This window comes from Variovorax sp. 350MFTsu5.1, assembly GCF_048302515.1.
GTDB classification, from domain to species: domain Bacteria; phylum Pseudomonadota; class Gammaproteobacteria; order Burkholderiales; family Burkholderiaceae_C; genus Variovorax; species Variovorax guangxiensis.
The window spans coordinates 214486-227603 of sequence record NZ_CP157620.1 but is presented as its reverse complement, the minus strand read 5'-3'; the positions used below and the strand labels follow the sequence as shown (position 1 = coordinate 227603).

At 69.4% G+C, this 13118-nt stretch carries 12 protein-coding genes; 8 read left to right on the top strand and 4 right to left on the bottom strand.

Translation table 11 applies throughout. The features are described 5' to 3' along the window. Nucleotides 1-2: 2 nt before the first annotated feature. The gene (locus tag ABL843_RS00985; protein WP_418118686.1) at nucleotides 3-1580 is read right to left on the bottom strand and encodes a metallophosphoesterase; all 1578 of its coding nucleotides are present in this window, start codon (nucleotides 1578-1580) and stop codon (nucleotides 3-5) included. A gap of 113 nt (nucleotides 1581-1693) precedes the next feature. Next, complete coding sequence (locus tag ABL843_RS00980; protein WP_184638846.1) at nucleotides 1694-3271, bottom strand: phospholipase D family protein; 1578 nt, start codon at nucleotides 3269-3271, stop codon at nucleotides 1694-1696. A gap of 72 nt (nucleotides 3272-3343) precedes the next feature. Between ABL843_RS00980 and ABL843_RS00975 the strand changes: the two genes are divergently transcribed. After that, a complete protein-coding gene (locus ABL843_RS00975; RefSeq protein ID WP_418118685.1) occupies nucleotides 3344-4573 on the top strand; it encodes a nucleoside recognition domain-containing protein in 1230 nt (409 codons plus the stop codon). On the opposite strand, the gene ABL843_RS00970 is transcribed toward ABL843_RS00975, so the two are convergent. Then, nucleotides 4555-6561, bottom strand: a complete 2007-nt coding sequence (locus ABL843_RS00970; RefSeq protein WP_418118684.1) for an alkyl/aryl-sulfatase — start codon at nucleotides 6559-6561, stop codon at nucleotides 4555-4557. The genes ABL843_RS00975 and ABL843_RS00970 overlap by 19 nt on opposite strands. A gap of 73 nt (nucleotides 6562-6634) precedes the next feature. Here ABL843_RS00970 and ABL843_RS00965 point away from each other — a divergent pair, with 73 nt between their 5' ends. From ABL843_RS00965 to ABL843_RS00945, 5 genes are all read left to right on the top strand, one after another. Then, the gene (locus ABL843_RS00965) at nucleotides 6635-7555 is read left to right on the top strand and encodes a LysR family transcriptional regulator (protein ID WP_418118683.1); all 921 of its coding nucleotides are present in this window, start codon (nucleotides 6635-6637) and stop codon (nucleotides 7553-7555) included. Between the two features lie 43 nt (nucleotides 7556-7598). Then, nucleotides 7599-8108 (top strand): flavin reductase family protein, encoded by a 510-nt coding sequence (locus ABL843_RS00960; RefSeq protein WP_184638853.1) that lies wholly within the window; start codon nucleotides 7599-7601, stop codon nucleotides 8106-8108. Then, entirely contained in the window at nucleotides 8105-8608 is a 504-nt protein-coding gene (locus tag ABL843_RS00955) for a BON domain-containing protein (protein WP_126020511.1), read from the top strand. Before ABL843_RS00960 ends, ABL843_RS00955 begins: the two co-directional genes overlap by 4 nt. A 94-nt stretch (nucleotides 8609-8702) precedes the next feature. Beyond that, complete coding sequence (locus ABL843_RS00950; protein WP_126020513.1) at nucleotides 8703-9611, top strand: DMT family transporter; 909 nt, start codon at nucleotides 8703-8705, stop codon at nucleotides 9609-9611. Next, on the top strand, nucleotides 9608-10552 hold the full coding sequence (locus tag ABL843_RS00945; protein WP_418118682.1) for a glutaminase: 945 nt from the start codon (nucleotides 9608-9610) through the stop codon (nucleotides 10550-10552). The genes ABL843_RS00950 and ABL843_RS00945 overlap by 4 nt, the downstream gene beginning before the upstream one ends. Before the next feature lie 7 nt (nucleotides 10553-10559). On the opposite strand, the gene ABL843_RS00940 is transcribed toward ABL843_RS00945, so the two are convergent. Next, entirely contained in the window at nucleotides 10560-11558 is a 999-nt protein-coding gene (locus ABL843_RS00940; RefSeq protein WP_418118681.1) for an NAD-dependent epimerase/dehydratase family protein, read from the bottom strand. A gap of 95 nt (nucleotides 11559-11653) precedes the next feature. Here ABL843_RS00940 and ABL843_RS00935 point away from each other — a divergent pair, with 95 nt between their 5' ends. Then, nucleotides 11654-12601 carry a LysR family transcriptional regulator gene (locus ABL843_RS00935; protein ID WP_418118680.1) on the top strand — a complete coding sequence of 316 codons (948 nt, stop codon included), beginning with the start codon at nucleotides 11654-11656 and terminating at the stop codon, nucleotides 12599-12601. Next, nucleotides 12598-13092, top strand: a complete 495-nt coding sequence (locus ABL843_RS00930) for a hypothetical protein (protein ID WP_418118679.1) — start codon at nucleotides 12598-12600, stop codon at nucleotides 13090-13092. The genes ABL843_RS00935 and ABL843_RS00930 overlap by 4 nt, the downstream gene beginning before the upstream one ends. The last annotated feature ends 26 nt before the right edge of the window (nucleotides 13093-13118 follow it).

The window sequence follows — 13118 nt, the reverse complement described above, 5'->3', positions numbered from 1 at the left end:
CGTCACGGCGTCAGGAAGCCCGTCTTGTCGCAAGCCAGCGTGCGCCCGGTCTGCACGCAGGTGGCGAGCAGCTTGCCGGCCACGGTGTAGGCCTTGAAGGTCCAGCCCACGCCGGGCGAGGCCTTGCGCTCCATCAGCATGAAGCCGAAGCTGGCATGGTGCGTGATGCGGTCGACCGTCACGTCCGGCGCGGGCGTGGTGCCGGGTGCCAGCGGATCGGGCAGCGCCACGTCGAGGTTGTCGCCGCCGTTGCCCGACACCAGCGTCGCGGGATGGTCGGTGGCGAAGTTCAGCGCCTGGAAGTCGTGCACATGGCCGTGCAGCGCGACGTGCACGCCGCTCGGGTAGTAGGCCTTGGGGTTGAGGTTGCTCATCACCGACTGCAGCGCGAGGTTGCCCGGCGCCGGGGTCTGGCCCGCGACCGGCGCGAAGGCCAGGATCGGGTGGTGGTTGGTGAACATCGTGGTCGTGATGCCAGGCTTGGCGGCCAGCGTCGCGACGGTTTGGAACTGCTTCTGGTAGGCGATGAACTGCGGATCGTTGGTCGCCAGCGCCGCCTTGCCGGCCTTGGCCGAGTCGAACACGATGATCTGCGAGCCGGTGCCCAGCTGCACCGCGTATGGCTCGGAATAGTTGCCGGTGCTGTCGTTGGCCGGGTCGTTGCACGAGCGCTTGTCGGAGTACGGGCGCGGATCGAGGAAGCGGATCCAGCCCTGGCCGCCGCGCGCGCATTCCTCGTGGTTGCCGCGCACCACGATCCACGGCGCCTTGGCCAGCAGCGGCGCGGCCGGCTTGAAGAAGTCGGCCTGCCAGGTGTCCCAGCCATAGCCCCAGGGGCTGTCCTTGCAGCCGGCGATGTCGTCGGGGCAGGTGTTCTCGCGGTAGTGGTAGTCGCCGATGTGCAGCACCAGGTCGGGGTTGAAGCCCGCGCCGGTGGCCGCGAGCGGAGCGAAGGGCCACACGGTGCTGTCGTTGCAGGGCTGGTAGGCCTTGTCGGCCTTCTTCAGGCGGCAGCCGGTGTCGGCCAGCACCAGAACACGTTGCGGCTCGGCCTTGGGCATCGGCAGCGTGCGGCTGCCGATGGCGGCCTGCTTCGCGTCGGCCGGCAGCGTGGTCTCGCAGGCCGAGACGGGAAAGGCGGAAGGCTTCGAATCGGCCGGGTCGCTGGCCGTGGTGCGCAGCGCCATGGTGCCGGCGCCCACGCGCAGGGTCATTCGCGTGACCTTGCCGTCGATCGTGATCTGCGGGCACACGGCGCTGGCGTCGGCCGTCGTGTCGGCCGACGGTGCGGCGTAGCTGGTGATGGCGCGCGCGATGGCCGCGTTGTTGTCGCCGATCTCCACCCAGGTGGCCTGCAGGTTGGCGTCGGCCGAGGCGGCGTCGGGTTGCGGGGCGGGAGCCGGCGCTGGGGCCGGAGCGGGTGCCGGGGCCGGGGCCGCCGGCGGCCCCAGGACGATCGACTGGTTGTTGCCGCCGCCGTTGCAGCCCTGCAGCAGGATGGCGGTGCAGGCCAGGCCGGCCAGCCAGCGCAGGTCGCGCATGGCGCGCGGCGCGGGGGCCGGGGTGAGTGTGGTGCGCATCTGGGAATCCCTCTGGTTGTTGTGTCGTGGGACGCCGCAATCTAGAGGGCCAGTGTGCAAGCCGTATTACATGGCCGCAGGCGCGCCGCGGGCGCGCATCGACGAAGGAACCGCTACAGCAGCTCTTCGCCCACGATCGGCAGCAGCAGCCAGTTCTTGAAGCGCAGCCAGAGGAATTCGCCGGGCTCGTCCTCGTGGACGATGTCGCCGCCGGCGTCGTCGTACTCCAGCCACTGCACGCGCCGGCCGTTGGGCGCGAGCCGCAGCCGGTAGCCGAGGTTCACGCGCTCGCCGCTCATGAGCCTGTCGTAGTCCTTCACCAGCTCGGGGCTGTCGATGACCAGCCCCATCTCGGTATTGACCGCGGCCGAGCGGTGGTCGAGATTCATCGAGCCGATGAAGAAGCGCTCATCGTCGACGATCGCCAGCTTGGCGTGCAGCCGGCTGATCGACTTGCCGAAGTCGCCGAAACGCCCCGACTTGCCGGTGAGCGTGGGCGCGATCTCGTAGATGGTGACGCCGATCTTCAGCATGTCGGCGCGGTAGCGCTCGTAGCCCGCATAGGCCAGGGGCTCGTCGGTGGCGCCCAGCGAGTTCGTCACCACCGTGATGCGCCCGCCGCGCTCGATGGCCTTCTTCATCATCGCCATGCCGCGCGCACCCGGGATGAAGTACGGCGAGCCGATCTTCACCTCGCGTCTGGCCGAATTGATGACGCTCAGCGCCCCCTCGGTCACGCTTCCCTCATAGGCGGCCTCGGCCTTGCGCGTGATCTTCTCGGGGTCGTCCACGAACAGCGTCGACGGCGCCCAGTAGCGCTCGACGTTGCCGGCGATGAGCTGCTGCCCCACCGGCGACTTGTCGAGCACGTCGCGCTGGTGCATGGCCACGTCGGGCACCGCGGTACGCGCGATCTCGTCGAAGCGCTTCTGCGCCTGCGCAACGGGCATGCGCAGCGGCGCGATCTGCTCGATGGGGCGCACGTGCTCGCTGTTCCAGTAGCGGTCGAAGCCCTCGGACATCTGGCGCACCACCGGGCCGCTGGACAGCACGTCCATGTCGATGAAGTTCGCGGCCGTGCTGCGCATGAAGTATTCGTTGGCGATGTTGCGGCCGCCCGAGACCGCGAAGCTGTTGTCGGCCACCAGAAGCTTGTTGTGCATGCGGTGGTTGATGCGGCCGAAATCGGTCAGCGAGAACAGCAGCCGCGTGGCCAGCGAACTCGCGCGCGACGGCAGCGGGTTGAACAGCCGCACCTCGATGTTCGGGAAGGCCGACAGCGTGCTGAACACCTCGTCCTCGCCGCCCGTGTAGAGGTCGTCCACCAGCAGCCGCACGCGCACGCCGCGCGCCGCGGCCTCGCGCAGCTCCTTGAGGAACAGCAGGCCGACGTCGTCCTTCTGGATCAGGTAGTACTGCACGTCGAGCGACTTCTCGGCATGCCGCGCGAGCGAGATGCGCGCGTCGAAGGCGAAGGCGGCCTCCGGCAGCAGCCGGAAACCCGAAAGCGAGGTCGAACCGCCCGGCGTGCCCTTGGCCGCCAGCTGCCCCAGTTCTGTCTGCGACACGTCGGTAACAGCCGTGACCACCGGACGCGGCTGCGGCGGCGGCAGGCTCGCGCAACCCGCCAGCCAGAGGGCGGCGGCGCCCAGGACGAGAGCGGCGAATCGGCGGACGGTGGAGGCGCGCATGGGCCGAACTGTAGCTCGCGGCGGGCCCGGATGGCGGGCCTATCATCGAAGCGAAACAAAAGGAAAAGAAGCGTGCTCAACGGCTTGTGGCTGGGTTTCTTCGGGGTGGCGGCATTGGCAGCGCTGGTGCGCTGGCTGGTGGGGGGCGATCCGACCGTGTTCGCGGCGCTGGTCGAAAGCCTGTTCGCGATGGCGCGGCTGGCGGTCGAGGTGATGGTGTTGCTGTTCGGCACGCTCACGCTGTGGCTGGGCTTCCTGCGCATCGCCGAGGCGGCGGGGCTGGTGGGCTGGCTCGCGCGGCTGCTGGGGCCGCTCTTCCGGCGGCTCATGCCGGGCGTGCCGGCGGGGCATCCGGCGCTCGGGCTGATCACCATGAACTTCGCGGCCAACGCGCTGGGGCTGGACAACGCCGCCACGCCCATCGGCCTGAAGGCGATGCGCGAGCTGCAGCGCCTGAACCCCGACCCGGTGACGGCCACCAACGCGCAGATCCTCTTTTTGGTGCTCAACGCCTCGTCGCTGACGCTGCTGCCGGTCACCATCTTCATGTACCGCGCGCAGCAGGGCGCGGGCGACCCGACGCTGGTGTTCCTGCCTGTCCTGCTGGCCACCAGCGCCTCCACGCTGGTCGGGCTGCTGTCGGTGGCGGTGGCGCAGCGCCTGCGGCTGTGGGACCCGGTGGTGCTGGCCTACCTGGTGCCGGGCGCGCTGCTGCTGGGCGGATTCATGGCCCTGCTGGGCACGCTGTCGGCGACGGCCATCGCCTCACTGTCGTCGCTGCTGGGCAATCTGACGCTGTTCGGCGTGATCGTCGTGTTCCTGCTGGCGGGCGCCATCCGCCGCATCAAGGTGTACGAATGCTTCATCGAGGGCGCGAAGGAAGGTTTCGACATCGCGAAGAACCTGCTGCCCTACCTGGTGGCGATGCTGTGCGCCATCGGCGTGCTGCGCGCCTCGGGCGCGCTCGATTTCGCATTGGACGGCCTGCGCTGGCTGGTGACGGCGGTGGGCTTCGACGCGCGTTTCGTCGACGCCATGCCCACCGCGCTGGTCAAGCCCTTCTCGGGCAGCGCGGCGCGCGCGATGCTGATCGAGACCATGAAGAGCCACGGCGTCGACAGCTTCCCCGCGCTGGTGGCCGCCACCATCCAGGGCAGCACCGAGACCACCTTCTACGTGCTTGCGGTGTACTTCGGCGCGGTGGGCATCCAGCGCACGCGGCACGCGGTGTCGTGCGCGCTGCTGGCCGAGCTGGCGGGTGTGGTGGCCGCCATCGCTGTCTGCTATTGGTTCTTCGGCTGAGCGCGGGGCTCGACGACCGGGAACATCGGCTCGAAGGTGTCGAGCATCGACATCAGCTCCGCCAGCTTCGTGCGGTCGCCGTCGATCTTCACCTTGCCCGCGAGCACCGCCGCCGGGAAGCTGGTTTCCTTCAGTGTGATCGCGTCCAGCGTGGCGCGGCTCAGCGTCACGGTGGCGTCGGCATCCGGCTGGCGGCCCGCGATGTGCGTGAGCGCGGAGTTCTCCAGCGTCAGCACGAACTGCTGGTTCGAATCGGTGAAGTTCCAGTTGATGGCCATCTTCCTGCCCTCGGCCCTGGCCGCGTTCAGCCGCACGCCGAGGAAGTCGAAGAACAGGTCGTTGCTCACGGCCTTGAGCGAATCAGCGTTGGCGCTGTTGCCGCCCGCGATCTTCGGCACGCCGTTGCGCAGCTCCATCGCGCCCACCAGATAGGCGCTGCGCCAGGTGCCGGCCTCCGACTGGTAGCCCATCTGCTCCAGGGCGTCGGCGCCCAGTTCGCGGGCCGCGCGGTTGGCGGGGTCGGCGTACACCACCTGGCTCATCGCGCTGGCCACCCAGCGGAACTCGCCCTTCCTGAAATCTTCGCGGGCGCGCGCCAGCACCGCGTCGGCGCCGCCCATGTACTCGACCGTCTTCTTCGCATAGGCCACAGGCGGCAGCGGGTTCAGGTTGGCGGGGTTGGCGTCGTACCAGCCCAGGTACTTCTGGTACACGGCCTTGGCGTTGTGCCGCAGCGTGCCGTAGTAGCCGCGCGCCGACCACTCCTGCTCCAGGCTCGCGGGCATGCGCAGCATCTCGGCGATGTCGGCCGCCGTGTAGCCCTGGTTGAGCAGGCGCAGCGACTGGTCGTTGATGAACTTGTACATGTCGCGCTGCTTCTTCAGCAGGTCGACGATGCGGTCCTGCCCGAAGGTGGGCCAGTGGTGCTGGGCGATCAGCACCTCGGCCTTGCCGCCGAAGGCCACGCGTGCCTCGTCGATGTACTTCGACCACAGGTTGCCGTCGCGCACCTCCGCGCCGCGGATGGTGTAGAGGTTGTGCATGTTGTGCGTCACGTCCTCCGCCATGTTGAGCACGCGGAACTGCGGCAGGTACATGAGCATTTCCGACGGCGCCTCGGAGCCCGGCACCAGCCTGAAGACGAACTGCACGCCATCGATGGTGCGCTCCTCCGTGGGCTTGTCGATGGTGGACGTGGGCGCGATCAGCGACATGGTGCCGCGCGCCAGCGCCTTGCCCAGGCCGGTGTCCACCTGCCCGCGCGGGCCCGGCGGCAGCAGCGTGCCGAACTGGTACTGCGAGCGCCGGCTCATCGCGTTGCCCGCGAGGATGTTCTCGGCCACCGCCGTTTCCATGAAGCCCGAGGGCGCGAGCACCTGCACGCGGCCAGCCTTCACGTCGGCCTCGTCGATCACGCCCTTCACGCCGCCGAAGTGGTCGGCATGGCCGTGCGTGTAGATCACCGTGCCCACCGGCTTGCGCGGACGGTGCTGGTAGTAGAGCTCCAGCGCGGCGCGCGCGGTCTCGGCGGCCAGGAGCGGATCGATGACGATCAGCGAGCTGTCGCCTTCGACGATGGTCATGTTCGCGAGATCGAAGCCGCGCACCTGGTAGACGCGATCGGTCACCTTGAAGAGCCCGTGGATCGCGTTGAGCTGCGCCTGGCGCCACAGGCTCGGATTGACGGTGTCGGCCGGCGCCCCGGCCTTGAGGAAGTCGTAGGGCTTCATGTTCCACACCGGGCGCGCGCCGGAGCCCGGCACCAGCGCGTCGGGCACGGTGCCGACGAAGCCGTGCATCGCGTCCTCGAAGTCCTGCCGGTTGGCAAAGGGCAGCGTCTTCGCCATCTCGGCGTTGGCCTGCAGCGTGGAGGGCTCGGGCGCCTTGGGCTCGGTCTGCCCAAAGGAGGCCGACGGCGCGCCCAGCGCGCATGCAAGGGCGACGAGCGCAACGGAGAAGGAAGAAGGAGCGGGCGAGGAAGATTTCATCCGGCAATGATGCGAAGCGCCAGAACCATTGGCAAATGCAAAATATGCGCTTCCTTTTGAAGCAAAACGCAAAATGCAGCTGCGCCAGCTCCAGCATCTCGTCGCCCTCGCCGACCAGGGCAGCTTCGGCCGCGCGGCCCAGGCGGTGCATCTCTCGCAGCCGGCGCTTTCGCGCAGCATCGAGAACCTCGAAGAGAACCTGCAGGCGCGCCTGGTCGACCGCGCCTATGGCAGCGTGCGCTTCACCCAGGCCGGCGAGCTGGTGCTGGCGCGCGCCCGCGAGCTGCTGGCCGACGCGCAGCAGATCGCGCGCGACGTGTTGCAGCTCGAAGGCCTTGCCATCGGCAGCCTCGCGGTCGGCTTCGGCCCCTTCGCCGCCGGCACGCTCGGGCGCGCCGCCCTGTCACTCATGACGCAGCGCCACCCGCAGTTGCAGATGCGCATGGAAGTGGCCGACACCGCCACGCTGTGCGAGCGCCTGCACCGCCGCGAGCTCGATCTGTTCGTCGCCGACACGCGAGACCTGACGAAGCTTCAGCCCGGGCTGAAGCTCTCGCGGCTGCCCAACCTGCCGGTGTCCTTCTTCGTGCGACCTAAGCACCCGCTGCTGAAGCTCAAGCCCCGGCCCGTGCCGCTCGACAAGCTCATGGCCTACCCCGTCGCCGGCCCGCGCCTGCCGGCGGAGGTCGCGGCGCAGTTCGACCGGGTGGCGCCGCGCGGCGACCGCGGCGTGTTCAACGTGACCTGCGACGACGCCGGCACGCTGCGGCACCTGGCGCTCACCGCCGACGCGGTGATCCTCGCGCCGGTCGCCCCCGTGCCGGGCCACGACACCGACACCCTCGTTCCCCTGCCGGTGGCGGGCCTGGAGCGCATGCAGACGCACTACAGCCTCGTCACGCTGGCGGCGCGCACGCCTTCGCCGGCGGCCGCCGTCTATACCCGGCTGGTCGACGAGTTGATGGACCCGCTCGGGCAGGCCGGCGGGCACTGAGCCAAAATGGCCCTCCGCCTTCAAGCCTTTGCGTCTTTTTTCAGTGACCACTCCCCGCCGGGCCCAGCCGCCCTCCTTTTCGTCCGACGAGTTCCGTGAAGCCCTCGGCATGTTCGCCACCGGCGTCACCGTCGTGACCGCGCGCGCGGCGAACGGCACGCTGGTCGGCCTCACGGCCAACTCCTTCAACTCGGTGTCGCTGACGCCGCCGCTGGTGCTGTGGAGCCTGTCGCGCGCGGCCGGCTCGATGCCCGCGCTCAGCGCCGGCTCGCACTACACGGTGAACATCCTCGCGGCCAACCAGAAGGCGCTGGCCGAGCGCTTCGCCACCAAGAACATCGACCGCTGGGCCGACGTGGCCTTCACCGAGGGCCTGGGCGGCGCGCCGGTGCTCGTGGGCGCGGCGGCCAGCTTCGAGTGCTTCAACCGCAGCCGCTACGACGAAGGCGACCACGTGATCTTCGTCGGCGAGGTGGAGCGCTGCTCGCACGACGCGGGCGCATCGCCGCTGCTCTTCCACGGCGGTCGCTTCTACACGGAGCATCCCTTGTGACTCATCGTCCTGCGCTCCTGCTTGTCCTGCTGCTCGCCGCGCAGGCCGGCACGGCGCAGGAAGCGAACGGGCCGGTCAAGCAGAACTGGTTCGACGACCCGTTCTTCCAGCTCTCCTCGGGCCTGCCGGCCTGCGCCGTGCCCGAGGGCCCGTTCTACACGGCGCAAGAGCGTCGCCTGCAGACCCATTCGAGGCTGGAGCGCGGCACCACATGCTGGCTGGCCGGCAAGTGCGCCGACAGCAACGCCTACCGCTACGACAAGCCGCTCGCGCCCAAGGTGCGCGCCGCGCTGCTGGCCGTGCCGGGGGTGAAGAAAAGCAGCGTCTGGGTCATCATCCAGCGCCGCTGGGTGTACCTGCAGGGCTGCGTGCCGGACGCGGCGCTCGCCAGGAAGCTGGAGCGCGCCGCGCGCGCGGTGGCCGACGTGGAAACCGTGGTGCCCGACCTGATGACGGGCACGCGGGGCAAGCCGCCCTATCCGGTGGCCCCGCCGAGATAGGGGCCGGGAAGCCTCGCGCGCACGCCGAACACGCCGCCGCGATACGATCATCGGATGAATCCGGCGGCTCCTCGCCGCGAACGACCCGATCCGAATGATCCAGCGCAAGACCCACCTCGACGGCCTCGCCATCGGCCTGCTCATCGCCTGCTGTGCCTTCTGGGGCCTGCAGCAGATCCTCATCAAGACCACCGTGGCGGAGGTGCCGCCGATGTGGCAGGCCTCGATCCGCATGGTCGGCGCCACTGTGCTGCTGTGGCTGTGGTGCGTGTGGCGGCGCGTGCCGCTCTTCGAGCGCGACGGCACGCTGTGGCCCGGGCTTCTGGCGGGCATGCTGTTCGCGGGCGAGTTCGCCGGCATCTACCTGGGGCTGCAGCACACCAGCGCATCGCGGCTCACGGTGTTCCTCTACACCGCGCCGTTCTGGGTTTCGCTGCTGCTGCCGCGGTGGGTGCCTGCGGAGCGGCTGCGCGGCTTCCAGTGGCTGGGGCTCTTCATCGCGTTCTCGGGCGTGGTGCTGGCCTTCAGCGAGGGCTTCGCCCACATGAGCTCGTCGCAGCTCATCGGCGACGGCATGGCGCTGGCGGCCGGCATGCTCTGGGGCCTGACCACGCTCACGCTGCGCACCACGCGCCTGGCCACGGCCAGCGCCGAGAAGACGCTGTTCTACCAGGTGGCGGTCACCGCGGCGATGTGCCCGGTGCTGTCGCTGGTGCTCGGCGAGCACTGGAGCTTCTCGTACTCGGCCTGGGCCTGGACCTCCATCGGGCTGCAGACGGTGGTCGGCGCCTTCGCCAGCTATCTCGCATGGATGTGGTTGCTGCGGCACTACCCCGCCACGCAGATGTCGTCCTTCACCTTTCTCACGCCGCTCTTCGCGCTGGTGTTCGGCGTGGCGCTGCTGAAGGAGCCGCTCACTGCGCAACTGATCGTGGCGCTCATCGGCGTGGCGCTGGGCATCGTGCTGGTGAACCGGCGGCCTGCGGTACAACGCAGCGCATGAGCAGCAACATCACCCGATTCCAGCCCGTCCTCGACGAGATCGTCGCCACGCTGCGCCCGCAGCTCGGCCAGGGCGGCAAGGTCGCCAGCTACATTCCGGCGCTCGCGCGCGTCGATGCCCGGCAGTTCGGCATCGCGCTGCGCACCTGCGAGGGCGAGGAAGCCGGCGCGGGCGACTTCGAGACGCCCTTCTCCATCCAGAGCGTTTCCAAGCTCTTCACGCTCACGCTCGCCATGCAGCGCATGGGCGACGCGCTGTGGGAGCGCATCGGCCGCGAGCCCTCGGGCAACCCGTTCAACTCGCTGGTGCAGCTGGAAAACGAACAGGGCAAGCCGCGCAATCCCTTCATCAATGCCGGCGCCATCGCGGTGGCCGACCGGCTGGTGAGCCAGGCCAAAGCCAGCGGCGGCAGCGCCAAGGCCGACATCCTCGCGCTCATGCGCAGCCTGTGCGGCGAGCCCATCGCCTTCGACGACGAAGTGGCGCAATCGGAGGCCGACACGGGCTTTCGCAACATCGCGCTGGCCAACTTCATGAAGAGCTTCGGCAAGATCGACAACGACGTCGAGACCGTGCTGGACACCTACTTCCACCAATGCGCGCTGCGCATGAGCTGCCGCCAGCTGGCGCGCGCCGCCGCCTTCCTGTGCCGCGACGGGGCACACCCCATCGACGGCGAGCCCGAGGTCACGGGCGAGCGGCAGACGCGCCGCATCAACGCGCTGATGCTCACCTGCGGCACCTACGACGCGGCGGGCGACGTGGCCTTCTCCATCGGCCTGCCCTGCAAGAGCGGCGTGGGCGGCGGCATCGTCGCGGTGGTGCCCGACAGGCTCACGCTGTGCGTGTGGTCACCCGCGCTCGACGCCACCGGCAATTCGCTGCTGGGCATGAAGGCGCTCGAAATGTTCGTGGCGCGCACGGGTCTGTCGGTTTTCTGAACCTGCCTCAGGCGGCGGCAGCCACCGGCGCCGTGGTCAGGCAGCCCATGCCGTCCAGCGCCGTCTCCACGGCCTCTTCGAGCGGCGTGTGCGGCTCGCGACCGAGAAAGGCCACCAGCTTCGCGTTGTCCATCGCCACGGGCGTGCGCCACAGGTAGCGCATCTCGCGCAGTTCCCGGAAGGTCACGACGAAGGGCGAGGCCAGCGCCAGCAGCCACCACGGAAAGGCCGACACGCGGACCTTCGCGCCGGTGCGCCGCGCCACCACCTTGCGGATGGCCTCGCTCATGCGCGTGCCGTCCGGATCCCAGTGGCCCGCCATGTGGAAGCGCGCGAAGGGCTCCAGCCTGTCGCGCCGCGCGAGCAGCTCGACCATGGTGCGCGCCACGTCCGGCAGGTAAGACCACTGGTGGCCTACACCGGGGCTGCCGGGCTGGCTCACGGCCCGCACGGGCTGGCCCGCCTTCACCAGGCCCTGCGAGAACCAGTTGTTGCCGGCCTTCGGCCCGAAGAAATCGCCGGCGCGCACGATCAGCACGCGCGCGCCCTGCCGGCTGGCCTCCTCGAGGCGCCGCTCCAGCTCGACGCGGATCGCGCCCTTGCTGGTGAGCGGATGCTGCGGCGAATCCTCCGCGAGCAGCGGAAAGGCATCGGGACCGAAGTTGTAGACCGTGCCCGGCAGCACGATGGTCGCGCCCTCGGCCTTGGCTGCGGCGATGGTGCTGTCGAGCATCGGCAGCACCAGCTCCGACCAGCCGCGATAGCCCGGCGGGTTGACCGCATGCACGATGACCGAGCAGCCCTTCGCGGCGCGGCGCACCGACTGCTCGTCCATCGCGTCGCCCGCCAGCCAGGCGATTCCGTCGCTCTTTCCCTCTGTTGCGCCGCGCTTGAGCGCCCGCACATCCCAGCCCGCATCGCGCAGCTGGCGGGCCACCTCGCCGCCGATGCCGCCCGTTGCGCCGAGAACCAGAACCTTGTCGTTGCGTGCCGTTTCGTGTGCCATGAAATGCTCCAGAACAGTTGTCGATGGAAGAATTCTGGTTTCGACGGGGTTGCATTGGAATTGCCGAACATGAGCCATCAGCCATACATTTATGCATGACCTGGAACATCGGCTGGGAGCTTTACCGCTCCTTCCTCGGCGTGCTGCGCGAGGGCTCCCTGTCGGGCGCGGCGCGCGCGCTCGGCATCACCCAACCCACGGCGGGCCGCCACGTGGCCGCGCTCGAAGAGGCGCTGGGTGTAGTGCTCTTCACACGCTCGCAGACCGGCCTGCTGCCCACCGAGGTCGCGCTGGCGCTGCGTACGCACGCGGAGGCCATGGAGAGCATCGCGGCCTCGATGGAGCGCGCCGCCACCAGCCAGGGCGAAGGCGTGCGCGGCGTGGTACGCGTATCGGCCAGCGAGGTGGTGGGCACGGAGGTGCTGCCGCCCATCATCACGCAGCTGCGCGAGGCGCATCCGGCGCTGAAGGTCGAGCTGGTGTCGACCAACCGCGTGCAGGACCTGCTCAGGCGCGAGGCCGACATCGCGGTGCGCATGGTGCGGCCCCGGCAGGAGCAGCTGGTCGCGCGCCGCATCGGCAACATCGAGCTGGGCTTTCACGCGCATCGCGACTACATCGCGCGCCACGGCACGCCGCGCAACCTCGACGACCTGCCGGCGCACACCGTCATCGGCTACGACCAGCCGCCGGCCTTCGTGCGCGCGGCGGGAAAGTCGATCAGGAACTTCACGCGTGACACCTTCTCGCTGCGCGCCGACAGCGACCTCGCCCAGCTCGCGCTGATCCGCGCGGGCGCGGGCATCGGCGTCTGCCAGGTGGGCCTCGCGAAGCGCGACCCCGCGCTGGTGCGGCTGATGCCGCGCGCCTTCTCGCTGAAGCTGGACACCTGGGTCACGATGCATGAGGACCTGCGCAACAGCCCGCGCTGCCGCGTGGCCTTCGACGCGCTGGTCGAGGGGCTCTCGCGCTACGTGGGCAACGCCGAAGCGGATACGGCACAGGCGAAAATGCCACGCGCCAGACAGCAAGCATCCGAATGACCGATACGACCACAGACTCCGACACCCTCCCCCTGCAGGAAGACCGCCTCTGGCGCGACGACCGCTGGACCGCCCGCATCATCAAGAACGAGGAAGACGACGGCTGGGCCGTCGAGATGACCCGCCACGGCGACCCCGAGCCCGCACTTGTCGGCCCCTGGACCATGGGCCGCGACAAGAAGAACCCGAAGCCGCTCGACGCGCCCGCCTTCTCCACGCTGGTGAAGACCGCCGCCGAAGTCATCCGCCGCCACGAGCAGCAGCTGCACGCCACGCTCAACAAGAGCGTGACCGTCACCGCGCGCGACGACAGGCGCGTGCGCGTGGCGCTTGCCATTGTTCCCGACGAGGACAACCCCACGGCCACGCTCAGCGCCTACGACGATGCCGACGACTCCGAACTCGCCAGCGTGAGCGTGTCGCCCGGGTTCAGGCTCACGGCGAGCAGCGCGAGCGCCTGGATCGAGTCGGGCTACGCGCGCCCGCGCTGAGCGCGAATAACACAGGCGCCGCGTTT